At 64.8% G+C, this 23617-nt stretch carries 20 protein-coding genes and 1 pseudogene; 7 read left to right on the top strand and 14 right to left on the bottom strand.

The window, feature by feature from the left end; genetic code table 11:
- Positions 1 to 165 precede the first annotated feature (165 nt).
- Positions 166 to 1113 (top strand): glutathione synthase, encoded by a 948-nt coding sequence (gene gshB, locus JOH52_RS04690; RefSeq protein WP_003529770.1) that lies wholly within the window; start codon positions 166 to 168, stop codon positions 1111 to 1113.
- Positions 1114 to 1298: 185 nt separating this feature from the next.
- Positions 1299 to 2831 (top strand): YifB family Mg chelatase-like AAA ATPase, encoded by a 1533-nt coding sequence (locus JOH52_RS04685; protein WP_003529769.1) that lies wholly within the window; start codon positions 1299 to 1301, stop codon positions 2829 to 2831.
- A gap of 630 nt (positions 2832 to 3461) precedes the next feature.
- Here JOH52_RS04685 and cysK read toward each other — a convergent pair.
- Positions 3462 to 4430 (bottom strand): cysteine synthase A, encoded by a 969-nt coding sequence (gene cysK, locus JOH52_RS04680; RefSeq protein ID WP_003527809.1) that lies wholly within the window; start codon positions 4428 to 4430, stop codon positions 3462 to 3464.
- A 138-nt stretch (positions 4431 to 4568) separates the two neighbouring features.
- On the bottom strand, positions 4569 to 5186 hold the full coding sequence (locus JOH52_RS04675) for a LysE family translocator (protein WP_003527807.1): 618 nt from the start codon (positions 5184 to 5186) through the stop codon (positions 4569 to 4571).
- Between the two features lie 162 nt (positions 5187 to 5348).
- Here JOH52_RS04675 and JOH52_RS04670 point away from each other — a divergent pair, with 162 nt between their 5' ends.
- Positions 5349 to 5981, top strand: coding sequence for a LysE family translocator (locus JOH52_RS04670; RefSeq protein WP_003527805.1), 633 nt, complete (start codon positions 5349 to 5351; stop codon positions 5979 to 5981).
- On the opposite strand, the gene JOH52_RS04665 is transcribed toward JOH52_RS04670, so the two are convergent.
- Entirely contained in the window at positions 5978 to 6892 is a 915-nt protein-coding gene (locus JOH52_RS04665; protein ID WP_010968515.1) for a DMT family transporter, read from the bottom strand. The two genes, JOH52_RS04670 and JOH52_RS04665, sit on opposite strands and share 4 nt — an antisense overlap.
- A gap of 134 nt (positions 6893 to 7026) precedes the next feature.
- Here JOH52_RS04665 and JOH52_RS04660 point away from each other — a divergent pair, with 134 nt between their 5' ends.
- Positions 7027 to 7464, top strand: a complete 438-nt coding sequence (locus tag JOH52_RS04660) for an Lrp/AsnC family transcriptional regulator (RefSeq protein ID WP_003527801.1) — start codon at positions 7027 to 7029, stop codon at positions 7462 to 7464.
- On the opposite strand, the gene dut is transcribed toward JOH52_RS04660, so the two are convergent.
- Positions 7457 to 7939: a dUTP diphosphatase gene (gene dut / locus JOH52_RS04655; protein WP_010968516.1), complete on the bottom strand. Its 483-nt coding sequence runs from the start codon at positions 7937 to 7939 to the stop codon at positions 7457 to 7459. The two genes, JOH52_RS04660 and dut, sit on opposite strands and share 8 nt — an antisense overlap.
- A 98-nt stretch (positions 7940 to 8037) precedes the next feature.
- Here dut and JOH52_RS04650 point away from each other — a divergent pair, with 98 nt between their 5' ends.
- Entirely contained in the window at positions 8038 to 9621 is a 1584-nt protein-coding gene (locus JOH52_RS04650; RefSeq protein ID WP_003527796.1) for a peptide chain release factor 3, read from the top strand.
- 16 nt (positions 9622 to 9637) lie between these two features.
- Here the strand turns inward: JOH52_RS04650 and JOH52_RS04645 are convergent, their stop codons facing one another.
- Positions 9638 to 10534 (bottom strand): DMT family transporter, encoded by an 897-nt coding sequence (locus JOH52_RS04645; protein ID WP_010968517.1) that lies wholly within the window; start codon positions 10532 to 10534, stop codon positions 9638 to 9640.
- 84 nt (positions 10535 to 10618) lie between these two features.
- Positions 10619 to 11428: an AraC family transcriptional regulator gene (locus JOH52_RS04640; RefSeq protein WP_003527793.1), complete on the bottom strand. Its 810-nt coding sequence runs from the start codon at positions 11426 to 11428 to the stop codon at positions 10619 to 10621.
- Positions 11429 to 11545: 117 nt separating this feature from the next.
- Between JOH52_RS04640 and JOH52_RS04635 the strand changes: the two are divergent.
- Positions 11546 to 12527: pseudogene (locus JOH52_RS04635) on the top strand (NAD-dependent epimerase/dehydratase family protein).
- A 4-nt stretch (positions 12528 to 12531) separates the two neighbouring features.
- Here the strand turns inward: JOH52_RS04635 and JOH52_RS04630 are convergent.
- The 7 genes from JOH52_RS04630 to JOH52_RS04600 form a co-directional block, all read right to left on the bottom strand.
- Positions 12532 to 12936, bottom strand: coding sequence for a GFA family protein (locus JOH52_RS04630; RefSeq protein ID WP_003527790.1), 405 nt, complete (start codon positions 12934 to 12936; stop codon positions 12532 to 12534).
- Between the two features lie 76 nt (positions 12937 to 13012).
- Positions 13013 to 13813, bottom strand: coding sequence for a 5-deoxy-glucuronate isomerase (gene iolB / locus JOH52_RS04625; protein WP_107010394.1), 801 nt, complete (start codon positions 13811 to 13813; stop codon positions 13013 to 13015).
- Positions 13814 to 13967: 154 nt separating this feature from the next.
- The gene (gene iolE, locus JOH52_RS04620) at positions 13968 to 14870 is read right to left on the bottom strand and encodes a myo-inosose-2 dehydratase (RefSeq protein ID WP_010968520.1); all 903 of its coding nucleotides are present in this window, start codon (positions 14868 to 14870) and stop codon (positions 13968 to 13970) included.
- 171 nt (positions 14871 to 15041) lie between these two features.
- The gene (gene iolD / locus JOH52_RS04615; RefSeq protein WP_010968521.1) at positions 15042 to 16895 is read right to left on the bottom strand and encodes a 3D-(3,5/4)-trihydroxycyclohexane-1,2-dione acylhydrolase (decyclizing); all 1854 of its coding nucleotides are present in this window, start codon (positions 16893 to 16895) and stop codon (positions 15042 to 15044) included.
- A gap of 49 nt (positions 16896 to 16944) precedes the next feature.
- Positions 16945 to 18897 (bottom strand): bifunctional 5-dehydro-2-deoxygluconokinase/5-dehydro-2-deoxyphosphogluconate aldolase, encoded by a 1953-nt coding sequence (locus JOH52_RS04610; protein WP_003527786.1) that lies wholly within the window; start codon positions 18895 to 18897, stop codon positions 16945 to 16947.
- 119 nt (positions 18898 to 19016) lie between these two features.
- Positions 19017 to 19871, bottom strand: a complete 855-nt coding sequence (locus JOH52_RS04605; RefSeq protein ID WP_003527785.1) for a MurR/RpiR family transcriptional regulator — start codon at positions 19869 to 19871, stop codon at positions 19017 to 19019.
- A 309-nt stretch (positions 19872 to 20180) separates the two neighbouring features.
- Positions 20181 to 21311 carry a Gfo/Idh/MocA family protein gene (locus JOH52_RS04600; RefSeq protein WP_003527783.1) on the bottom strand — a complete coding sequence of 377 codons (1131 nt, stop codon included), beginning with the start codon at positions 21309 to 21311 and terminating at the stop codon, positions 20181 to 20183.
- 251 nt (positions 21312 to 21562) lie between these two features.
- Here JOH52_RS04600 and JOH52_RS04595 point away from each other — a divergent pair, with 251 nt between their 5' ends.
- Positions 21563 to 22378, top strand: coding sequence for a class II glutamine amidotransferase (locus JOH52_RS04595; protein ID WP_010968523.1), 816 nt, complete (start codon positions 21563 to 21565; stop codon positions 22376 to 22378).
- Here JOH52_RS04595 and coaBC read toward each other — a convergent pair.
- Positions 22370 to 23575, bottom strand: a complete 1206-nt coding sequence (gene coaBC, locus JOH52_RS04590; RefSeq protein ID WP_010968524.1) for a bifunctional phosphopantothenoylcysteine decarboxylase/phosphopantothenate--cysteine ligase CoaBC — start codon at positions 23573 to 23575, stop codon at positions 22370 to 22372. The two genes, JOH52_RS04595 and coaBC, sit on opposite strands and share 9 nt — an antisense overlap.
- Positions 23576 to 23617 lie beyond the last annotated feature (42 nt).

Genomic DNA, 23617 nt, shown 5'->3' with positions numbered 1-23617 from the left:
GCCTAACCACGGTACGCATTCTACATCTTGCGGGCTTTTCTGCGGTGCCGCTCGTCGCGAAGACGAGGGGCGGAGCATCGCGTCGAATTGCCGTATAATTCGATTTCCGACCGGAGCCGGTCGAAGGAACTATGCGCATCGTGGATCCAGATCGGGAACGGGAAAATGGCAGGAATCGTCAATGTCGGGGTCCAGATGGACCATGTTTCGGGCATCACCATTGCGGGCGATTCGACCTTCGCGATGAGCCTTGAGGCGCAGGCCCGAGGCTATCGCCTGTTCCACTACACGCCCGACAAGCTGTCGCTCCGGGACGGCAGGGTCTATGCGACCGCGCAGCAGATGCAGTTGCGCGACGTCAGGGGCGACCACTTCACTCTCGGCGAAGACGAGCGGATCGATCTTTCGACCATGGACGTCATCCTGCTTCGCCAGGATCCGCCATTCGACATGGCCTATATCACCTCGACGCATCTGCTCGAGCGGCTGCACCCGAAGACGCTGGTCGTCAACGATCCGGCCTGGGTCAGGAACTCGCCCGAGAAGATCTTCGTGACCGAGTTTCCGGATCTGATGCCGAAGACCCTGATCACGCGCGACCCGGACGAGATCGCCCGCTTCCGTCAGGAGATGGGCGACATCATCCTGAAACCGCTCTACGGCAATGGCGGCGCCGGTGTGTTCCACTCCGCGCGTGACGACCGCAATTTCTCGTCGCTCCTCGAAATGTTCGCCCAGATGTTCCGCGAGCCTTATATCGCCCAGGAATATCTGCCGGCGGTCCGCAAGGGCGACAAGCGCATCCTGCTCGTCGACGGCGAGCCGGTCGGCGCGATCAATCGCGTTCCGGCCGAGCACGATTCTCGCTCCAACATGCATGTGGGCGGGCGCGCGGAGGCAACCGACCTGACGGCCCGCGAGCGGGAGATCTGCACCCGCATCGGGCCGGCCCTGAAGGAACGCGGTTTCCTCTTCGTCGGCATCGACGTGATCGGCGACTACCTGACCGAGATCAACGTCACGTCGCCGACCGGCATCCGCGAAGTGAAGAAGTTCGGCGGTGCCGACGTCGCTAGCCTGCTCTGGGACGCGATCGAGAAGAAGCGCGCCTGATCTTTACGGCGGACCGCCACTCTCGCTCTTGTGTTCTATCATTGTTCTTGTTTTCAAGCGTATTCCGTGCAAGATTTACCGTTGCAACCGGTTTTGGTTGTGACGGCGTGTGTGGGCCGCCGTGCTGGAGCGGGATTGCGGAAGGACGATGATCCTTCGCGCTCCGCTCGAAATCAGGGGGCAGTATGGTCGCGCGCGTCAGCACGGTTGCGTTTCAGGGTATCGAGGGCGTTCCGGTCGACGTCCAGGTGATGGTTGCACCCGGCAAGGTCGGTATGCAGATCGTCGGACTGCCGGACAAGGCGGTGGCCGAAAGCCGCGAGCGCGTCCAGGCGGCGCTTCATGCATCGGGGCTGGCGCTTCCCGCCAAGCGGGTGACCGTCAATCTGGCGCCGGCGGACCTTCCGAAAGAGGGAAGCCATTTCGATCTCGCCATCGCGCTCGGCCTGATGGCGGCGCTCGGCGCTGTCCCTGCGGACGCGCTGTCCGGTTATGTCGTCATCGGCGAGCTCAATCTCGACGGCACGATCGCAGCCGTCGCCGGCGCGCTGCCGGCGGCGATCGGCGCGAATGCGCTCGGCAAGGGGCTGATCTGCCCGGCGGAAAGCGGGCCCGAGGCGGCCTGGGCCGGATCGGAGATCGATATTCTCGCCCCGCGCAGCCTGATCGCGATCGCCAATCATTTCCGCGGCACGCAGGTGCTTTCCCGCCCCGAGCCGGCGGTCCGGGCGGCCGCCGGGGGCCTTCCCGATCTTGCCGACATCAAGGGCCAGGAAAGCGCCAAGCGGGCGCTGGAGGTCGCGGCGGCGGGCAACCATAATCTGCTGATGGTCGGCCCGCCCGGTTCCGGCAAGTCGATGCTTGCGGCGCGGCTCCCCTCCATCCTGCCGCCGCTTTCGCCCGCCGAACTGCTCGAAGTCTCGATGATCCATTCGATCGCCGGGCAATTGCCGGGCGGCAAGCTCTCGGACCGCCGGCCCTTCCGTGCGCCGCACCATTCCGCCACCATGGCGGCGCTGATCGGCGGCGGCTTCCGCGCGAAACCGGGAGAGGCGTCGCTCGCCCATAACGGCGTGCTCTTTCTCGACGAATTTCCGGAATTTGCGCCTCAGGCGCTCGACGCTCTGCGCCAGCCGCTCGAAACCGCCACCTGCATCATCGCGCGCGCCAATCATCGCGTCACCTATCCGGCGGCGATCCAGCTCATTGCCGCCATGAACCCCTGCCGCTGCGGCATGGCCGGCGAGCCGGGCCGGAGCTGCGCCCGCGGGCCGCGCTGCATGGCCGATTACCAGGCGCGGATCTCCGGCCCGCTGATGGACCGTATCGATATCCGCGTCGACGTCCCGGCCGTCAGCGCCGCCGACTTGATCCGCCCCGGCACCTCCGAGCCGAGCGCCGCCGTCGCCCGCCGCGTCGCCCGCGCCCGCGAGCTGCAGAGAGACCGCTTCGCCGGCCTCGGCCATCCCGAGCTGACGAGCAACGCCCGCTCATCGACGACGATGATCGAAAAGATCGCCGAGCCCGACGCCGCCGGCCTGCAGCTACTGCGCGATGCGGCGGAAAAGATGAAATTCTCGGCGCGCGGCTATCATCGGGTGCTGAAGGTCGCCCGCACCCTCGCCGATCTCGATGCGGCGCCGACGGTCGGTCGCATCCACCTCGCCGAAGCGATCTCCTACAGGGTGGCGGGAGAGAGACTGCCGGTCGCCGCGTAGGATCCGACTTCGATGAGGATGGGGCGCCCCTCATCCGGCTGCCGCCACCTTCTCCCCGTTCTGACGCTACGGCATGCACATATCTCTTGTTGTCCAGCCCTTCGCGGACTTACTCCGGAGTGGCGGCATCTGCATTTCCAGCTGTGGCGAGGCTTGCGGATGGGTCCTTGGGATCAAACCCGTATGCGCTAACATTGGCATTAGCGGTCACCCGCCCCTCATCCGCCTGCCGGCACCTTCTCCCCGCAGGCGGGGAGAAGGGACAAGCGGCGCCAACTGAACCCCGCATTCACCGTCCGCCCGAGGGAGCGAGCGGGCGCGGCATATCCCTTCTCCCCGCCTGCGGGGAGAAGGTGGCGGCAGCCGGTTGAGGGGCAACCGAGACCGAGCGGGGTTGAGCCGGTTGGGTTCCCGAGGGATCCCTTTCATCAGCAGTATCCGCCGCACCGGCGCGCAAGAGATATGTGCATGCCGTAGCGTTCTACGGGGAGAAGGGACATGCGGGCTCCGTCTCGTTCCATTTAGACGGCGGAGAAAGGAGCTGCGGGTTTGCTGCGAGTCTCCTTCGCCCCGCCTGCGGGGAGAAGGTGGCCGGCAGGCCGGATGAGGGGGATGCCGCGACTGCCGGCGCTAGGCTCCCAATCCCTCGAACAGCACCGTCGAAAGATACCGTTCGGCAAAGGACGGAATGATCACGACGATATTCCTGCCGGCGTTTTCCTCGCGCTGTCCCACCTCTATCGCCGCCTGGAGCGCGGCACCGGCGGAAATGCCGACCGGCACGCCTTCGAGTCTGGCGACGAGCCGCGCCGCCTCTATGGCCTCGCCCGCATTTACCGTGACGACTTCGTCATAGACGCTCGTGTCGAGGATCGCCGGTGCGAAACCCGCGCCGATACCCTGGATCTTGTGCGGACCCGGGGCGCCGCCGGAAAGGATAGGGGATTCTTCGGGCTCGACGGCGATCACCCTGACCGATGGCTTACGGGCCTTGAGCACCTGGCCGGCACCGGTGATGGTGCCGCCGGTGCCGATGCCGGACACGAGGATGTCGACTGCGCCTTCCGTGTCGTTCCAGATCTCCTCGGCGGTCGTCGTGCGGTGGATTTCCGGATTGGCCGGGTTCTCGAACTGCTGCGGAATGATCGCGTCGGGCAGCGTCTCGGTGAGTTCCTGGGCCTTGGCGATTGCGCCCTTCATGCCCTTGGCGCCTTCCGTCAGCACCAGTTCGGCACCGAGAAGCGTCAGCATCTTGCGGCGTTCGACCGACATCGTCTCGGGCATGGTGAGGATCAGCCTGTAGCCCTTGGCGGCCGCGACGAAGGCGAGTGCTATGCCCGTATTGCCCGAAGTCGGCTCGACCAGCGTCGTGCGGCCGGGCGTGATCTTCCCTTGCGCCTCGAGCGATTCGATCATCGCGACGCCGATGCGGTCCTTGACGGAGCCGATCGGGTTGAAGAATTCGAGCTTGGCGAGCAGGTTCGCCTTCACGCCCTTTTCCTTGGCGAGCTTGTCCAGCCGCACGATGGGAGTGTCGCCGATCGTCTCGGTGATCGAGGAAAAGACGCGGCCGCGGCCGGGCTTGCGCGCTTCAGGCATATGGTTTCTCCCTTCGTTCTTGAAGTTGTCGCTGCGACAATAGGAGCTATGCGGGCTTCCTTCCAGAGCGGGAACGCCTTGGATCGATGGTGCTGAAGGAAAAAACCGTTGCGAAGCGGCCCGCAGGGAAATCTTTTTTCAGGTCGCGCGGGTCGCAATGTAGGCGGCCGTTCCGGCGAGAATGCCGGCCGCGGCCCGGTTCAGAACCTTCAGTGCCTGCGGCTCTTTCAGGAGCGAGCGGGCTCGGGCCGCAAGCAGCATATAGGGCAGCAGCACGGCAAGAAGCACGAGGAAAGTCGCCACAAGCAGCAGTCCGTAGTCGCGCATCCCGATCGAGGCGAGATCGATCAGCGTCGGAACCAGCGCCACATAGAAAAGCATCGTCTTCGGATTGCCGAGCGTGACCGTCAGACCCGAGAGGAAGGAGAGCGCCGCACTCGTCGACTTCCGCGCCTCGATGTTCTGCGACAGGAGCCCGGCCGTCCAGAGCTTCCAGGCGATATAGCCGAGATAGAGCGCGCCGGCGATCTTCACGACCAGGAACGCGGTCGTGAATGTCTGGGCGATGAAGGCGAGCCCGAGCACCACCGCCGTCAGATAGACCATGTCGCCGACGATGAGGCCGAGGCCCATGAAGAAGGTTTCCCGAAAGCCCGATCCCAGGGCTCGGGCAACGAGCGCCGTCACGCCCGGGCCGGGAATGATCCCGGCGATGAAGAGAGCGCCGCTATAGGCGAGAAGAGCCGCAAGTGTCACGATCGTTCCTCCTGATAGGGGCAGGTGTACCGCAATCTGCCGCAGAGGAAAATCCGGTTGGCATCCCCATTTAGGCGCGAAAATTGATCGGGTGACAAGAACGGCGTTGCCCTTCGCGGTAGAGCCGTACACCTTCCGGAAAACATCGGAGACCGGCGCCCCATGCCCGAAATTCAGAACCTCCTGGGCTTCGCACTGATCGCACTCGGCATGGTGCTGACGCCGGGGCCGAACATGATCTATCTGATCTCGCGCTCGATCTGCCAGGGACCGGGGGCGGGGCTGATCTCGCTTGGGGGAATAGCGCTCGGCTTCGTCTGTTACATGGTGTCTGCCGCGCTCGGCATTACCGCCCTGCTTCTTGCGGTCCCTTTTGCCTATGATGTCCTTCGTTTCGCAGGTGCGCTTTACCTGCTTTATCTCGCCTGGCAGGCGGTTCGTCCCGGCGGCCGCTCGATCTTTCAAGTACGCGACCTGCCGAAGGATCGCCCGCGCAAGCTCTTCGCGATGGGCCTCTTCACCAGCCTGCTCAACCCGAAGGTGGCCATCCTCTACCTGTCGCTGCTGCCGCAATTCATCCGCCCCGAGGCCGGCAACGTGCTCGCGCAGTCCCTCGTCTTCGGCAGCGTGCAGATCGCGATCAGCGTCAGCGTCAATGCGCTGATCGCGGTGACCGCCGGAGCGGTGGCCGCCTTCCTCTCTGGCCGCCCGTCCTTCATGCTGGTGCAGCGCTGGCTCATGAGCACGGCGCTCGCGGGTCTTGCCATCAGCATGGCCGCGGAGGCGCGGCGTTAGAGGCTTCCTTCCGCCGGACGCTTGGCGGACGGTGACGAAGGCTTAAGGGTCCAGCCGAGATTGGTGCCCGCGGCAGCAATGAGGATCGCGACCGAGCCCGCGATCTGCACCGGCTGCAGAGCGTGGCCGAACGCGATGCGGTCCACCAGGATCGCGGCTACCGGATAGATGAAGGAAAGGGCGCCTGTCATGTGGGTCGGCAGCTTCTGTATGGCGCCGTAAAGCAGAATATACATGATGCCGGTATGAACTACACCGACGGTCAGCAGCAGCGCCCACTGGACCATTCCCTGCGGCAGCGGCGCGACAAGGGCGAAGGGGGCGAGCATGGCCGCTCCGGTGATGACCTGCACCAGCGCGATCAGATGCGGCGGCGTGCCCTTGAGGAGCTTGGTGACGAGCGCCGCGATGGCGTAGAAGAAGGCGGCGCCGAGCGACAGTGCTATCCCGGCGAGATAGTCGCTGGGTTCATAAGTGCCCGCGGGCTTGGCGAGGACGATCGCGATCATGCCTGCGAAGGAGAGCGAGAGCCAGAGGAGCTTGCTGGCGGTGATCTTCTCACCGAGAAAAAGCGCACCGAGCCCGAGCAGCATGAAGGGCTGCGTGTTGTAGACCATGGTCGCGATGGAGATCGAGGCGCGGGGATAGGCGGCGAAGAGCAGGAGCCAGTTCACGACGATCGCGACCCCGCCCAGAGCGGAAAGAACGATGACCTTCATCCGCAAATGTCTCAGGTCGATGAGGCCGAAGACCGCCGCAAGCGCGGCGAGCGTTGCAGCCCCGAACACGCAACGCCAGAAGACGACGCCCGCGACGGGCTGGCCTGACATCAGCACGAACCAGCCGATCGTTCCCGAAATAAGCATCGCCGCCGTCATTTCCGCGCTTCCGCGCCGTATGTCCTTATCCATGGCCTTGGCTCCATCCATTGTGCTTCAAGAATAATGAGCCTGTTGGCGCAGGGATATGGATATTGAGAGGGAAATATAGGAAGACACCTAACGGATTAAGGTGGTAAGGCTAATTTGGCTTATGAGGGAATTACATGTTGGACGAGCTCGACCGCCGCATTCTCGAAATTTTGGCCGCCAACGCCCGGGTGTCGCTGAAGGAACTGGCGCAGGAGGCGGGCCTTTCCTCGCCGAGTGCGGCGGAGCGGCTGCGCAAGCTCGAGGAGCGCGGCGTGCTCGACGGCTTCACGATCTCGGTCAATCCGGCGCGTCTCGGCTATCCGCTGCAGGCGATCGTCCGCATCCGGCCGATGCCGGGCATGCTGCATATCGTTGAAAGGCTGATCCAGGAAACGCCCGAATTCATTGAATGCGACAAGGTCACGGGGGACGACTGCTTCATCGCCAAGATGCTGGTGCGCGACATGGCGGAACTCGACACGATCCTCGATCGCATCGCGGAAAAGGCGCAGACGAACACGTCGATCGTCAAATCCTCGCCGGTCAAGCGGCGCCTGCCACCGCTTATTTAGTTCCGGTCGAGCCGAAGCCGCCAGCCCCGCGCGCCGTCGTCGTCGCGCCACCCGCCTCGCGGATCGCCAGCCGGGTCACCGGGGCGATTACCATCTGGGCGATACGCATGCCGCGCTCGACCGCGAAATCCTCCGCACCGAGATTGACGAGCAGCACCTTCACCTCTCCGCGATAGTCGCTGTCGACGGTGCCCGGCGTGTTGAGGCAGGTGATGCCGTGCTTGAAGGCCAGCCCGGAGCGCGGCCGGATCTGTCCTTCATGACCGGCGGGGATCTCGAAGATAAAGCCCGTCGGGACCAATGCGCGCTCTCCCGGCCGGATCGTCATCGGTTCGTCGGCCGGCAGGGCCGCGCGCAGGTCCATGCCGGCGGCACCCGCGGTCTCGTAGGCCGGCAGGTCGAGACCCTCGCCATGAGGCAGACGGACGAGGGTGAGGCCAGGGGTCAGGGCAGGTCGATTTTCGGGCGTGTGCATGGTCATTCCGTCATAAGCACGGCCGGGCTTGCCGCAGTCAATTGCATATTGGCCCCCGAGCCTGTAAAGGACGCCGCAACTCACAGGATACTCAGATCATGGCCGAAAGCATTGCCGAGGCGGTCTCCCGCCGCCGCACATTTGCGATCATTTCGCACCCGGACGCCGGTAAGACGACGCTCACCGAGAAGCTTCTGCTCTTCGGCGGCGCGATCCAGCTCGCCGGCGAGGTCAAGGCCAAGAAGGACCGTATCCAGACCCGCTCGGACTGGATGAAGATCGAGCGCGAGCGCGGCATCTCGGTCGTCACCTCGGTGATGACCTTCGAATACAACGATACCGTTTTCAACCTGCTCGACACGCCCGGTCACGAAGACTTTGCCGACGACACCTATCGCACGCTGACGGCGGTCGATGCAGCCGTCATGGTGATCGACGCGGCCAAGGGTATCGAGCCGCGCACGCTCAAGCTCTTCGAGGTCTGCCGCCTGCGCGATATCCCGATCATCACCTTCGTCAACAAGATGGACCGCGAAAGCCGCGACCCCTTCGAAATCCTCGACGAGGTCGAGCAGAAGCTGGCGCTCGACTGCGCGCCGGTCACCTGGCCGATCGGCCGCTCCAAGACCTTCTGCGGCACCTATCATCTTGCCACCGACGAGGTGCGCGGCGCCGACACGCAGGAGCGGCTGACCAAGGTCAACGATCCGGAAATGGCTTCGCACCGTCTGCCCGAGAACGAACGCGACACCTTCATCGAGGAAACGTCGCTGGCGATCGAGGCGTGCAAGCCCTTCGACCGCAAGGCTTTCCTCGAAGGCCATCTGACGCCGGTGTTCTTCGGCTCGGCGCTGCGGAACTTCGGCGTGCGCGACCTGATCAATGCGCTCGCCGACTTCGCGCCGCCGCCGCGGGCCCAGGTTGCCGACATCCGCACCGTCGAGGCGACGGACGACAGGATGACCGCCTTCGTCTTCAAGATCCAGGCGAACATGGACCCGAACCACCGCGACCGCATCGCTTTCGTCCGCGTCTGCTCGGGCAAGCTCGAGCGCGGCATGAAGGCGCGGCTGTCGCGCACCGGCAAGCAGATGGGCCTGACGGCGCCGCAATTCTTCTTTGCCTCGCAGCGCCAGCTCGCCGATACGGCTTTCGCCGGCGACGTCGTCGGCATCCCGAACCACGGCACGCTGAGGATCGGCGATACGCTGACGGAGGGCGAGCCGCTCGTGTTCCAGGGCGTGCCGAACTTCGCACCGGAAATTCTCCGCCGCGTCCGGCTGGAAGATGCGATGAAGGCGAAGAAGCTGAAAGAGGCGCTGCAACAGATGGCGGAGGAGGGCGTCGTGCAGCTCTTTTCTCCGGACGACGGTGCGCCTGCGATCGTCGGCGTCGTCGGCGCGCTTCAGCTCGACGTTCTCAGGGAACGCCTGCAGGCGGAATACAGCCTGCCGGTCTCCTTCGAGATGTCGCGCTTCTCCATCTGCCGCTGGATCTCCGCCGAGAGCCCGGCTGATCTCGAAAAGTTCATCGCGACCCACCGCGGCGACATCGCGCGAGACCTCGACGGCGACCCGGTATACCTGGCGCAGGACGGGTTCTCGCTGCGCTACGAGTCGGAGCGCTATCCGGCGGTCAAGATGGTGGCGATCAAGGAGTATCACGTCGCCAAGGCGGCGTGATCGCGCCTTCGCCGGATTACGCCTCTCCGGCCCGCTCCGGACTGGCCCTGCGAAGGCCGAGGCTCAGCACGGCGACCAGCACGCATGCCATGCCGATCATCTGATTGGCGGTGATCGTCTCGCCGAGAACGGCGGCGGCGAGGAGCAGCGCGGAAACCGGTGCCAAGGCGGTGAAGACCGAGGCCTCCGTGCCGCTCACCTTCTGAAGTCCCGCATACCAGAGCACGAAGCCCCCGACCGTCGGCACGAGCGCGTAATAGGCGACCGCCGCGAGGGCCGGGACGCCTGTCGCACCCATCGAAGGAAGCTCTGCAAGCGCGAACGGGAGCGCAATTGCACCGCCGAAGCCCGTCATCAGCGCCGACAGGCCAAGCGGCGGAATCGCGACGCTGACGCGCTTGTTGAGCAGAATGAACAGGCCTTCGCAGATGACCGCGCCGAAGATCAGGGCGCTGCCGGCGAGCGAATGCGCGGCGTTCGCATCCGGCCGGAAGACGATCGCGAGAACGCCGGCCGCCGCCAGGCAAGCGGCGGCGAGCACGGAGCGATGCGGACGCTCGCCGAGAACCATGATGGCGATCGCGGCGGAGACGACGGGAAGCGTCCCGATGATGACGCCGGCATCGGCCGCGGAGGTGAGCTTCAGGCCGGAAATGAGCAGAGTCGTATAGCCGACGCTGCCGGCGCCTGCCTGAAACAGGAGGACGAGCCAATCGCTCTTCGGCAGCTTGGGCCAGGACGCCCCGGTTGCTCGCATCAGGCCCAGGAAAAGAGGGAAGGCGATGGCAAAACGCAGCGCCGTTGCCGTGAACGGCGGCAGGCCGGCGGCGATGATCTTGCTCGCGATCACGGTGCTGCCGACGAGCACCATGGCGAGCGACAAAAAGACATATCCCTGAACTTGCTTCGACATCCTGCCACCGTTCCCGATTGATGATGGCGGCAGAAGAACCGATCGGCAGCGCGCGGTCTTGTACGGAATTGCAAGGCGTTGAATTCAGTTCACCGCTTGCGCATAGGCACCGGGCGAGAAGCCGTATTTGCGCACGAACACGCGTGTCATGTGGCTCTGGTCTACGAAGCCCCCGGCCGCTGCCGCTTCCGCGAGCGGCGTGCCCTCGGCGATCAGCCGCCGGACGATGTCTATCCGGCGTTGGAGGAGATAGGCATGGGGCGTAAGCCCCGTCGCCCTGGAAAAGCCGCGCACGAGCTGGAAGCGGCTCAGGCCGCTCTCGAGGGCGAGGTCCGCGAGCGTAAGCGACGCCAGCGGATCGTCCTCGATCAGGCTTATGGCCGAGGCGACCGACCTCGGCACGCCTGCCGGTGCATCCGTCGGGGCAAGCTGCATCGCCTCCGCGAACAGGGTGACGGCCAGTTCATCCCAGCGAAGCATCGTCTCGGTGCCGTCGGCGGCCCCGGCAGCCGCGAAGATCGCGCCGAAGCGGGCTGCCAGCCCGGTGCTTCTGATCACCGGGTCCGAGAATTCGCAACCCGACCTTTTCCCTTCGGTGACGTCATCGACGAGCGAGGCGACCAGCGGCGGATCGAGATAGAGCATCCGCCAGGACCGGCCCGCGTCGCCGATGGGGGCGCCGTCATGGACCTCACCGGGATTGACGGTGATCACGTCGCCCGCTTCCGCCTCGACGGTTCCGCGGCCGCTCAGCGACGTCTGCGCGCCCGCATGGATCAGGCCGATGCCGAACTGCTCGTGCGTATGGCGCGCGAAACTGTGGTTCGTCGTCGCTTCCACCACGTCGACGCCGGCGATGCGGCGCGGCAGCACCCTGAAATGCCCTTTCGCCATGCCCGGTTCGCCGTCTCCGTTCTTCCTTGTGCCTCGATGGTGGTATAGCGCTTCCGCCCCCTGTCGCAAAGCGCGGGCGGTTTGGTAGGCTTGGCAGCGAGGTAAAAGGAGCGACGCATGACGATATTGGTGACAGGAAGCGCCGGCCACCTGGGCGAAGCATTGATGCGGGTGTTGCGCGGGGCGGGCCGCGACGTTCGCGGCATCGACATCAAGGGCTCCCCTTTCACCGATGCGGTCGGGTCGATTGCCGACCGCCGCTTCGTCCGTCAGGCAATGAAGGACGTGCGCGCCGTCATCCATTCCGCGACCCTGCACAAGCCGCATGTGGCGACGCACGGTTATTGCGAATTCGTCGATACCAATGTCGCCGGCACGGTCAATCTGCTGGAAGAGGCGGCCGGTGCGGGCGTCGGCGCCTTTGTCTTCACCAGCACCACGAGCGCGTTCGGTTCGGCCCTGACACCGGCGCCCGGTGAGCCGGCAGCCTGGATCACAGAGGATGTCCAGCCGATCCCGCGCAACATCTACGGTGTGAGCAAAGTCGCAGCGGAAGGGTTCTGCGAGCTTTTCGCGCGGCGGCATGGTCTGCCGGCCGTCATTCTCCGGACCTCGCGCTTCTTTCCCGAGGCCGATGACGATGCGGAAATGCGCGGCCGCTTCGAAACGGCCAATGCGCAGGCGAACGAATTGCTCTACCGGCGCGCGGATATCGAGGACGTCGCGAGCGCCCATCTCTCGGCCCTCGACCGGGCGAGGGAGATCGGCTTTGGCCGCTTCATCGTCTCGGCCCCGACGCCTTTCACGCGCGACGATCTCGCAACTCTTCGGGAGAATGCCCCATCCGTCGTCTTCAGCCGCTTTCCCGAATGCGAGGCGCTTTATGCGCAACGCGGGTGGCGGCTCTTTCCGACGATCGATCGGGTCTATGTGAGCGCGCGCGACGGCTTGCCTCGGCTGGCGGCCGAAATACGATTTTGCCCATGTGTTGAATTGCCTGCGCCGCGGCGAGGATTTTCGCAGCCCGCTCGCGATCGAGATCGGGTCCAAGGGCTACCACGACACGGTCTTTACGGATGGGCCCTATCCGGTCGCCTGAACCGTCAATCCCGAGGCAGCCCCGGCAGCTTGCCGATGTCGCCGGACCAGGGCAGGGCGGAGGAACACCAGATCTGCTTGCGTGGTGCAAGTTCGCGCCGCTGGTTTACGGTGCCGACGCGGATGCCGATCTCCTCGGCGTCCTCGTCCGTGCCCGTCGTGTAGACCGGTGAGCCGCAATTGGGGCAGAAGAACTGCAGCCGCTTGCGTCCGTTTTCGCCGGTCTTGACATAAAGCTTCGGCTCGCCGCCGGTCAGCCGGAACGATGATCGCGGCGTGCTGGTGCTGACGCGGTAGGCGGTGCCGGTCAGCCGTTGGCAATCGGTGCAATGGCAGATCGTCACGTGCTCCGGATCGATCTCCGCCTCGTAGGTAACGAAGCCGCAATGGCACTGGCCGTCGATATGCATGAATCGCTCCTCGTCGCTTGCTTCGGCAAGATACGATAGGGCGAAGGCTCCATTCGTCCAGTGCGACCTCCGCCGGTTAAACGCCGGTGAACAGCCACTCGTGTTCCCTCGCATTGTGGAACTTCCAGATCCGCTTCGGCCCCGCCATGACGTTGAGATAATAGGAATCGTAGCCGTGGATCGCAGCGACCGGATGGTAGCCCTTCGGTACCAGCGTTACGTCGCCATCCTCCACCGCCATGGTCTCGTCCAGCGAGCGGGCGTCGGTATAGACGCGCTGCATGGCAAAACCCTGCGGCGGGTTGAGGCGGTGATAATAGGTCTCCTCGAGATAGCTTTCGGCCGGGAGATTGTCCTCGTCGTGCTTGTGCGGCGGATAGGAGGAGGTGTGACCGCCCGGCGTGATCACCTCTACGACAAGCAGCGACTGCGCCGATCCGTCGTCCTCCGGCATGATGTTGGTGACGTAGCGTGTGTTGGTGCCCTTGCCGCGCGTCATCTGCGGATGCGTACCGGGGCGGATGACCTTCGCCTTGAAGCCTTCGCCGCCCGGCGCGGAGCAGACGGCGAGGTCGAGAGCGGTGGCCGCTTCGGCCTGCCAGCTGCTGCCCTTCGGCACATAGACCGCATAGGGCCGGCCCTCGAAAGGCGTCATGCGCTCGCCGAGCTCGCCGAAGTCCTCGCCGTCGACGGAAATCTTCGCCTTGCCGCTGACGAGCACGAGGCAGAGCTCCTTCTCCCCCGTTTCGCCGCCGGCCGTTTCGCCCGGCTGCAGCCGATGAAGTGCGAAGCCGACATAGGTCCAGCCGGCGCTCTCGGGCGTGATCTCCTGCATCAGGCCGGCCTGGGCCTTGGGTTTGACGAGCAGTCTCGACATGTACGGTCTCCTGAACGCGGGTTTCTGTGGTCTGACCTCTCCCCGGGTTACCCGAGGACTGGCCCGGGCGCGGGGAGGGACACGGGAGGCGGCGCGGCATATCCCTTCTCCCGGCGCGCGGGGAGAAGGTGGCGGCAGCCGGATGAGGGGGCAATTACGCCCGATCGAGCCCGGCCTCCCTCGCAAACGTCTTCAGCGATTTCAGCCCGAGCGACTGGTATTCGAAGGGGTTGCGCACCGCCGAATCCTGTTCGGCTTCGATCACCAGCCAGCCGTCATAGCCGTGTTCGGCCGCAGTTTTGAGAACAGGCAGGAAATCGACGCCGCCTTCCTCATCGCCCGGAACCGTGAAGACGCCGCGTCGCACACCCTCGAGGAAGGAGAGACCTTCGCCTTCGACCACCTTGCGGACCGCCGGGCGGACGTTCTTGCAATGAATGTGGCGGACGCGGCCCATATATTTCCGCGCCACTTCCGCCGGGTCGGAACCGCCGAACCAGGCATGGCCGGTGTCGAGCAGCAGTTTGGTCGCCGGACCGGTGTTCCGCATCAGGAGGTCGATCTCCTCGCCGGTCTGGACGATCGTGCCCATGTGGTGGTGGTAGACGAGATCGACGCCCTGGCCGGCGCAATATTCGGCGATCGCCTCGAGGTCGGTGCCGAATTTCTCCCACTTGTCCGCCGGCAGAACCGGCTTGTCCTTCACGAGCGACTTGGAATCGTCTCCGTGAATCGCGTTCGAGGTCTCGCAGACGATCGCCACCTTGCAGCCATTGTGCTTCAGAAGGTCGAGATGCGGCTGGATAGCCTTCTTCTCCGCTTCGACATCATGGGTCAGGAGGTTGGTCGAGTGCCAGCCCGAGACGAAGACGAGATCATAACTTGAGAGCTTCTGCTTCAGCGCTTCGGGGTCGGACGGCATCTTATGACCCTTTTCGATGCCGTCGAAGCCGATCTTCCGGCAATCGGAGAGGCAGTCCTCGAGCGTCAGATGCGCGCCGATCGAATGGTCGTCGTCATTGCTCCAGGCGATCGGGTTGGTTCCGTAACGGATCATGTGTTTTGCTTTCTGCTGTCGTATCTTAAGGCGGATGCTTCGCTCTGTTGCGTGCCGATATGCCCCTCATCCGGCTGCCGCCACCTTCCCCCGCTGTGCGGGGAGAAGGGACTCCCGAGGACTAGTCCTCGGGTACACCCGAGGAGAGGGGCCGCTGGCCGGATTCCAATGTCAACCAAACCGCTGCGCCTGGAGGGCCTTTTCGTAGCCTTCGCGGGCGGCCTTCACCTGATCGCGGTCGGAAACCTCCGGCACCGCGACGTCCCACCAGTGCCCGCCGGCCTCCGTTGTGATCAGCGGATCGGTATCGATGACGATGACGGTCGTGCGCACCTCGTCGGCGGTCTCCGCGAGCGCAGCTTCGAGCTCGGGGATCGAGCCGACCTTGCGGGTCACGGCGCCCATGGCGGCGGCGTGCGCGGCGAAGTCGATCTGAGGCAGCTCCACATGATGCGTGTCCTTCAACAGATTGTTGAAATTGGCGCCGCCCGTTCCCATCTGCAGCCGGTTGATGCAGCCATAGCCGGCATTGTCGAGCAGCACGACGGTGAATTTGGCGCCGAGCATGATCGAAGAGGCGATCTCCGAGTTCAGCATCATGTAGCTGCCGTCGCCCACCATGACGATCACGTCGCTATCGGGCTTGGCAAGCTTCACGCCCAGGCCGCCGGCGACTTCGTAGCCCATGGTCGAAAAGCCGTATTCCATGTGATAGCCGCCTGGCTCTTCGGCCTGCCACAGTTTGTGCAGCTCGCCCGGAAGCCCCCCGGCGGCGCAGACGAGCGTCGTTTTTCTGCCGCCGCGGGCGCGCTGGACGGCGCCGATGACCTGGGCATCGGAGGGAAGCGCCGCATTGGTGGTGGCGGTCGCCCTCTCGGCCGCAGCAAGCCATTCGGCCTTGCCCGCTTTTGCCCTCTCGGTCCAGGCACTATCGGCCTTGTAGCTGCCGAGTCCGCCGGAGATGCGGTTGAGGCCGGCCCGCGCGTCGGAAATCAGCGGCTGTCCCTCGTGCTTGCCGGCGTCGAAGGCCTGGACATTGAGGCCGATGATCTTCAGCGCCTCGTTTTTGAAGAGCGCCCAGGAACCGGTGGTGAAATCCTGCAGCCGTGAGCCGACGGCAAGCACCACATCGGCCTCTTCCGCCAATGCGTTGGAGGCGGACGTGCCGGTGACGCCGACGGAACCCATATTCAGCGGATGCGAATGCGGCAGAGCGGACTTGCCGGCCTGCGTCTCGACGACCGGAATGCCGTGTTTCTCGGCGAAGGCGGCAAGTTCGGCGCTCGCTTCCGAATAAAGCACGCCGCCGCCGGCGATGATGATCGGCTTCTTCGCGGATCTGAGCGCCTCGATTGCCGATGCCAGCTCGTCGAGATCAGGCTCGATTCGACGCGGCACCCAGACCTTCTCGTCGAAGAAGGATTCCGGATAGTCATAGGCTTCCGCCTGCACGTCCTGGCAGAGCGATAGCGTCACCGGGCCGCAATCGGCAGGATCCGTCAGCACCTGCATGGCGCGGCGAAGCGCCGGGATGATCTGCTCGGGCCGGGTGATGCGATCGAAATAGCGCGAGACGGGCTTGAAGCAGTCATTCGCCGAGATCGTGCCGTCCCCGAAACTCTCCACCTGCTGCAGCACCGGATCGGGCCTGCGGTTGGCGAAGACGTCGCCGGGAAGGAGCAGGACCGGCAGCCGGTTGACATGCGCCAGCGCGGCCGAGGTCACCATGTTGAGCGCGCCCGGGCCGATCGAGGTGGTGCAGGCCATGAAGCGGCGGCGGAAGCTCGCCTTGGCGAAGGCGATCGCCGCATTCGCCATTCCCTGTTCGTTCTGGGCACGGTAGGTCGGGAGCGTTTCGCGAACGCCGTAAAGCGCTTCGCCGACGCCGGCGACGTTGCCATGGCCGAAGATGGCGAAGACGCCGCCGAAGATCGGCACGCGCTCGCCGTCGATGATCGTCATCTGCCGGGTCAGGAACCGCGCCACGGCCTGTGCCATGGTCAGGCGCACGGTTTTCTGGCTCATTTGTTTCCTCCTCGCGGCCGCATCCTTGCGCCGCCTTTTCATTTGACCGCTACGCCGCCTTGGTCTCACCCAATTGCAGCCAGAGATCGACGAGCGCCTTGAACTTCGCCGCCATGTCGGAGACTGCCTGCTCGTCGGTCATCCTGCCGGCGAGCCAGGCCTTGGCGGCGTCGGCGAAGATCGTCCGGCCGACGGCAAATCCCTTGACCGTCTTCGACGTTCTGGCGGCGGCGAATCCGTCCTTCAGCACCTCGTAGGGTGCTTCCAGGCCGAGGAGCACCACGCCCCGGCAAAGCGGATCGCGCGTCTCGATCACGGCGTCGATCGCAGCCCAGGCGGCGCGGCTCGCTTGCGGCTCGAGCTTCCACCAGTCCGGCTTCAGGCCGGCATCATAGAGCTCCTCCAGCGCCCGCGGAATGGTCCGGTCGTCGAGTTTTCCGTGCTTGCCGGCGATAATCTCGATCAGGATCTCGCGCCCGACCTTGCGCGCCGCCTCGAAGGCCGAACGCAACTTTGCGACCTGAGCGGCCTTGAGTTCGGCCGGATCGTCGGGATGGTAGAAGGAAAGCACCTTGATGCAATGGTCGACCGGCCAGTCGACAAGGCGGCTGCCGAGGTCCTGGCTGAATTCGAAGGTGAGCGGCCGCGAGCCCGGAAGCTCGATCGGCTTGCCGATCCAGAAGTCGCGATGGGCACCGGCGGCATAGAGCGCATCGCGGCCGTATTTGTCGTCGATCAGCATGCCGAAGCCGGAGCGGCCTTGAGCCACCTCTGCCGCCGCCTTGACGGCGAGCACCTTGAAGGCCGGGATGCGCGAGAGCAGTTCGGGATTTCCCTCGGCAATGTCCTCGAGCTGACTGCGATGGTCGACGGCGAGCGCCATCAGGAGCGGGATGTCGCGCCGGCGCGTCGTCGCCCAGTGCACGTGGTTGATCGCCTCGTCCTTGCGCAGCGCCTTCTCCTTGCTGCCGTGTTCGAGGAAATATTGCAGTTCGGTCCAGGTCGGGATTTCCGGTGCGCAGAGCAGGCGCGAAACCGCGAAGGCGCCACAGGCGTTGGCCCAGGTGGCGGAAGTCGCGTGCGGCTCGCCGGTGAGCCAGCCGCGCAGAAAGCCCGACATGAAGGCGTCGCCGGCGCCGAGAACGTTATAGACCTCGATTGGAAAACCCTTGCCGACGATACCGTCTTCGAGATCGTCCGAGATCGGTCCATCATAGACGATGCAGCCCATCGGCCCGCGTTTGAGCACGATCGTGGCTTTGGAGAGCGAGCGGATGGTCTTGAGCGCCGCGAGGAGGTCGCTTTCGCCCGAGGCGATCAGCACCTCTTCCTCGGTGCCGACGATCAGGTCGCAATCGCCGAGCACGGTCTTCAGATGCGCCGAAACGCGGTCCGAGGCGATGTAGCGGCTCTCGCCCGCATCGTGGCCCGCAAGACCCCATAGATTAGGGCGGTAATCGATGTCGAAGACGATCCTGGCGCCGCTTTCCTTGGCGATCCTTATCGCCTTGCGCTGGGCGGCGTCCGCATTCGGCTTGGCGAAATGCGTGCCGGTGACGAGGACCGCGCGCGCGGAACGGATGAAATCCTCGGAAATATCGTCCTCACAAAGCGCGTTGTCGGCGCAATTGTCGCGATAGAAAAGGAGCGGGAAGGATTTGTCGTTCTCGACGGAGAGGATCGCAAGTGCGGTCAGCCGCTCCGGGTCGGTGACGATGCCGCGCGTCTCGACGCCTTCGCGCTGAAGCTGCTCGCGGATGAAGCGGCCCATCTGTTCGTCGCCGACGCGTGTCAGTAGCGCCGATTTCAGGCCGAGGCGCGCTGTGCCCACGGAAATGTTGCAGGGGCAGCCGCCGACCGATTTGGCGAAGCTCGCCACGTCCTCGAGCCGCGTGCCGATCTGCTGTCCGTAGAGGTCGACCGAAGCTCTGCCGATCGTGATGAGGTCGAGGGGCTTGGCACCCGCACCTGATGGAACTTGGGCCGATGGAATCTGGCTCACTGCTTCCTCCCCGCGGACGCCGGACCGGCGCCGACAAATATGCCTATGCCATGGGTGACGAGCATATGAAACATAAATTCCGTTGTTTCGTCAATATGGAATTTCCATTCTATATTGCTTCACTCGCCCTCGGCGAGGCGACGCCGTTTCTCGGCGATTGCGACGGTCAGCGCCATGGCGAAGGCCATGCTGGCGGAGAGCGAACGGAAGCCGGCATGATCGGCCTCGACCAGTTCGAACCAGACCCTGGAGGATTCGGCGAGCGGCGAGAAGGCGGAGTCGGTCAGCGAGACCACGGGTACCTTGCGGTTGGCGAGCAAGCGCGCCTGGCTGGCGCTTTCCGACGCGTAGGGCGAGAAGCTTACGGCGAAGGCGGCATCCTCCTTCGTCGCCATGGCCAGCATGTCCTCGTCGATTCCGGCGGCCGTTCCGACATGCTGGTACTTCACCTTCAGCTTGCCGAAAGCGTAGGCCATATAGCTGGAGATCGGATAGGAGCGCCGCTTGGCGATGAGGTAGATCGTGTTCGCCTTGGCGAGAATGCCCACGGCGCGCTCGAACGCCTCCGGATCGACCGAGGTCGCGATATTGTCGAGCGAGCGATGGGCGGCCGCGACGAAGCCGTTGAAGATCGATCCGCTTTCGAGCCTGCTGTGATCGTTCTGGCGCAGCGCCTTCAGCCGTTCCTCGTAGCCGGGCGTGCGCTCCCGCAGGCGTGCGCGAAAAATCTGCTGCAGGCTCGAAAAGCCTTCGAAGCCGAAGTGCTGGGCGAAACGCACGAGCGTGGAGGGCTGGACGTCGGCCGAAGTCGCAATGCTCGCCGCAGTCCCGAAGGCGATCTCGTCCGGATTGTCGAGCGAGTAGGCCGCCACCTGTTTCAGCCGCTTCGGCAGCTGCGCCTTGCGCTCGAGGATGACCGCCTTCAGCGTTTCGAAATCCTGCGGGACATCGGCAATCGTTTCAGGCGTGGGCATCGTTCGGGCCTCCGGGCTCGCTCTTGTCGTTTGCCTCAGTCTAATCGACTAGCCATTGCAGCGATAGAACGGATGTTCCATTTTGGCTTCCTTATCCCAGGCGAAGTTCGCAGGCCCGCATCGCCTCAGCCTGCCCCTCATCCGGCCTGCCGGCCACCTTCTCCCCGCAGGCGGGGCGAAGGAAACGCGCGGCGCCACCTTCGCCACCATGACCGCCCGCGAACCATCGGGCATGTCCCTTCTCCCCGCTTGCGGGGAGAAGGTGGCCGGCAGGCCGGATGAGGGGCGTGCCCGCGCGACCAGATCGTGTCAGCCAATCTCCACCCACTCGTTCGTCCTCGCGGAGTGATAGGTCGCGGAAAGGACCTTCTGCACTTCGTAGCCCTCTCGGAAATCGGTCGAGGTTTTGCTGCCTTTGGCGATCGCTTCCAGGAACTCGTTGGCCTCGATCGCCTTCAGCTCGTTGAAGCCGATCTGGTGGCCCGGTGCCACGCAGAAGGCTCCGTAGGGCGGATGCTCCGGTCCCGCCCAGATCGTACGGAAGCCGCGGCTCCTGATGTCGTCGCCGGCGTAGTAGACCCTGATCTCGTTCAGGCGCTCCTGAGTGAAGACGATGCTTCCCTTGGAGCCGTAAATCTCGAAATCGTGCTGCATCTTGCGGCCGGTCGCGATCCAGCTCGCTTCGAAGCTTCCGCTCGCGCCGCTCTCGAAACGGACGAAGGCCCGCGTGACGTCGTCGACCTCGACCGTCCGGGTCGCTGTGGCGCCGCGCGCGACAGGGCGCTGCGGAATGTGGATGACGGTCTCTGCCAGCACGGACCGGATCGGCCCGACGAGATGGCGCATGCAGGCGATCATGTGGCTGCCGATGTCGGCGAGCGCACCGCCGCCGCTGCGCGGGTCCAGCCGCCAACCCCACGGAACGCTCTCATCCGCCATGAAATCTTCCGCGTGAATGCCGCGAAACGACCGTATTTCGCCGATCTCGCCGCTTTCGATAATGTCGCTCGCGAGAAAAATGAGCGGGTTCTTGAGATAGTTGAAGCCGACCTGGGTGACGACGCCGGCCTTTTCCGCGGCGGCGACCATCTCGGCGCAGTCGGCGACCGTCGGTGCCAGCGGCTTTTCGCAATAGACGTGCTTGCCGTGGGCAAACGCAGCGAGCGCCATCTCCTTGTGCAGGAGGTTCGGCGTGGTGATGTCGATGATGTCGATCTCGGGGTCGGTCAGAAGTTCGCGCCAGTCGGCGGTCGCCTTGCGGAAGCCGAGCCGTCCGCGGGCCGCCTCCGCGCCCTCCTGCGTCACGTCCGCGACGGACACGAGATCCAGCTCGAAGGGCAGGTCGAAGACTCGTGCCGCAATCGTGAAGCCAAGGGCATGCGCCTTGCCCATGAAACCCGTCCCGATCAGGCCAATGCCCAGCCTGCGCTTGCCGCTCATCTCGTTTCTCCCGGGCCAGGCCCTCGTCTGTGCTCGGCGAAATGAAATGAAATGCGCGGGAATTGTCAATATGGAATATTTGTTCGAAAATCTGGTCCACGTGCCTGATGGAACAGAGCGTACCCGCTCGGCCCGCTATGCTTGGGGAAGAATGTGTTAACGCATTTTTACCATGTTGCGTTGAAACATCACTGGTGACGGTGGTGGACGAATCGCTTTCATATGGTGGGGCGAAATCGGAGTGATCGAGCATGTGCCGTTGGGCAGCCTATCGCGGAGAGCCGCTTTATCTCGAAGAACTCGTGACGTCGCCCAAGCATTCCCTGATCGAGCAATCCCATTGCGCCGTCAGGGCGAAAACGGCGACCAATGGCGACGGCTTCGGAATAGCCTGGTATGGCGACCGCCCGGAGCCGGGCCGCTACCGGGACATCCTGCCCGCCTGGTCCGACTGCAATCTCAAGAGCATTGCGAGGCAGATTCGCTCGCCGCTGTTCCTCGCCCATGTGCGCGCGGCCACCGGCGGCGGCACGCGCCGCGACAATTGCCATCCCTTCGTCTTCGGCCGCTGGTCCTTCATGCATAATGGACAGATCGGCGATTTCGAGCATTTGCGGCGGCCGATGGAGACCATGCTCGACAACGAGCTCTATTCGGCGCGCAGCGGCACGACGGATTCGGAGCTGCTTTTCCTGCTTGCCCTGCAGTTCGGTCTCGACCGTGATCCCCTCGGTGCCGTGGCCGAGGCGCTCGCCTTCGTCGAGCGGCTTGCCGAACGCCTGGGACGCCCGGCACTCGTGCGCTTCACGGCGGCCTTCTCCGACGGCCGCGATCTTTATGCGGTCCGCTATGCCACGGATTGGAAAGCTCCCACGCTCTATGCAGGTCCCATGGGGTCGAGTGGCGGCTATTGCCTCGTCTCCGAGCCGCTCAACGACGACGACAGCGCCTGGGTGGAGGTTCCGGACGGATCCGCGATCATCGTCGGGGAAAACGGCGTCGACGTTCGCCTTTTCGGGACGGCCGATGTGGCAATGGCGCCCGCCTCCCGTCTGTTTTCAGGATGAAAGCTTCGCCACGATCAGCGCTGCGAGCTTCGCCGCGACATCGTCCTTGCCCATTTCCGGCCATTCCTCGGTGCCGTCACGGCCGATAAGCTTCACGCGATTGCGGTCGCCGCCCATGATGCCGGTTGCGGGCGAAACGTCGTTGGCCAGAATGTAATCGGCGCCCTTCTTCTGGAGCTTGGCGCGGCCGTTCTCGGCGACGTTCTCGGTCTCGGCGGCAAAGCCGATCACGAGCCTCGGCCGCGATGCGTAGTGGCCGACGGTCTTCAGGATATCGGGATTCTCGGCAAGCTGCAGCGGAGGAGGGGCTTCTCCCGGCCGCTTCTTGATCTTGTTGCCGGCTGTCGATGCGACGCGCCAGTCGGCAACGGCCGCCACCATGACGGCCACATCGGCCGGCAGCGCGGCCAACACCGCATCACGCATCTCCTCGGCGCGCTCGACCCGGACGACGCGGACGCCGGCGGGGTCCGCGATCGTCACCGGCCCGGAAACGAGCGTGACCTCGGCGCCGAGCCGTGCCAGTGCTGCGGCGATCGCGTGGCCCTGCTTCCCGGACGAGCGGTTGGCGATGTAGCGCACCGGATCGATCGGCTCGTGCGTCGGTCCGGATGTGACGATGGCCTTGCGCCCGGCGAGCGGCCTTGCCTCGCTGAACAATTCCTCGACCGCCGCGACGATCTCCAGAGGTTCGGCCATGCGGCCTTCCCCTGCCTCGCCGCTCTCGGCCATTTCGCCGGTGGCAGGTCCGACGAAGCGGACGCCGTCGCCGGCGAGCGTCGCGCGGTTGCGGAGCGTGGCAGGGTGCGACCACATCCTCGGGTTCATCGCCGGCGCGAGCAGCACCGGCCGGTCGGTCGCCAGGAGCACCGTCGAGGCGAGGTCGTCGGCGTGACCGTGCGCCATCTTTGCCATCAGGTCGGCCGTTGCCGGCGCCACGACCACGAGATCGCAATGCCGCGCCAGCCGGATGTGACCGACATCCTGCTCGTCCTCGCGCGCGAAAAGCTCCGTGAAAACGTGGGAGGCCGAGATCGCGCCGACGGTCAGCGGCGTCACGAAACGCTGCGCCGCCGCCGTCATCACCGGGCGCACGTCGGCGCCGCGCTCGCGCAGGCGGCGGATCAGATCGAGGCTCTTATAGGCCGCGATGCCGCCGGAGATGATGAGAAGAATGCGCTTGCCCGACAGTGTCATTCCGCTTCGGCTTGAGCCGCTCCCGTCCGTTTCCGGCGACCC

This window comes from Sinorhizobium meliloti, assembly GCF_017876815.1.
GTDB lineage: Bacteria > Pseudomonadota > Alphaproteobacteria > Rhizobiales > Rhizobiaceae > Sinorhizobium > Sinorhizobium meliloti.
This window is presented reverse-complemented; position numbering and strand designations above follow the sequence as displayed.

Bases quoted from the DNA above. Each gene is read 5' to 3' on its own strand.
- JOH52_RS04605 (WP_003527785.1), bottom strand. From the start codon at position 19,871: ATGCCCACGCCTGAAACGATTGCCGATGTCCCGCAGGATTTCGAAACG.
- JOH52_RS04650 (WP_003527796.1), top strand. From the start codon at position 8,038: ATGGCCGAAAGCATTGCCGAGGCGGTCTCCCGCCGCCGCACATTTGCG.
- JOH52_RS04670 (WP_003527805.1), top strand. From the start codon at position 5,349: ATGCCCGAAATTCAGAACCTCCTGGGCTTCGCACTGATCGCACTCGGC.
- cysK (WP_003527809.1), bottom strand. From the start codon at position 4,430: ATGCCTGAAGCGCGCAAGCCCGGCCGCGGCCGCGTCTTTTCCTCGATC.
- JOH52_RS04685 (WP_003529769.1), top strand. From the start codon at position 1,299: ATGGTCGCGCGCGTCAGCACGGTTGCGTTTCAGGGTATCGAGGGCGTT.
- JOH52_RS04660 (WP_003527801.1), top strand. From the start codon at position 7,027: ATGTTGGACGAGCTCGACCGCCGCATTCTCGAAATTTTGGCCGCCAAC.
- iolE (WP_010968520.1), bottom strand. From the start codon at position 14,870: ATGATCCGTTACGGAACCAACCCGATCGCCTGGAGCAATGACGACGAC.
- gshB (WP_003529770.1), top strand. From the start codon at position 166: ATGGCAGGAATCGTCAATGTCGGGGTCCAGATGGACCATGTTTCGGGC.
- JOH52_RS04630 (WP_003527790.1), bottom strand. From the start codon at position 12,936: ATGCATATCGACGGCCAGTGCCATTGCGGCTTCGTTACCTACGAGGCG.
- JOH52_RS04595 (WP_010968523.1), top strand. From the start codon at position 21,563: ATGTGCCGTTGGGCAGCCTATCGCGGAGAGCCGCTTTATCTCGAAGAA.
- coaBC (WP_010968524.1), bottom strand. From the start codon at position 23,575: ATGACACTGTCGGGCAAGCGCATTCTTCTCATCATCTCCGGCGGCATC.
- iolD (WP_010968521.1), bottom strand. From the start codon at position 16,895: ATGAGCCAGAAAACCGTGCGCCTGACCATGGCACAGGCCGTGGCGCGG.
- JOH52_RS04645 (WP_010968517.1), bottom strand. From the start codon at position 10,534: ATGTCGAAGCAAGTTCAGGGATATGTCTTTTTGTCGCTCGCCATGGTG.
- JOH52_RS04600 (WP_003527783.1), bottom strand. From the start codon at position 21,311: ATGAGCGGCAAGCGCAGGCTGGGCATTGGCCTGATCGGGACGGGTTTC.
- JOH52_RS04665 (WP_010968515.1), bottom strand. From the start codon at position 6,892: ATGGATAAGGACATACGGCGCGGAAGCGCGGAAATGACGGCGGCGATG.
- dut (WP_010968516.1), bottom strand. From the start codon at position 7,939: ATGCACACGCCCGAAAATCGACCTGCCCTGACCCCTGGCCTCACCCTC.
- JOH52_RS04640 (WP_003527793.1), bottom strand. From the start codon at position 11,428: ATGGCGAAAGGGCATTTCAGGGTGCTGCCGCGCCGCATCGCCGGCGTC.
- iolB (WP_107010394.1), bottom strand. From the start codon at position 13,813: ATGTCGAGACTGCTCGTCAAACCCAAGGCCCAGGCCGGCCTGATGCAG.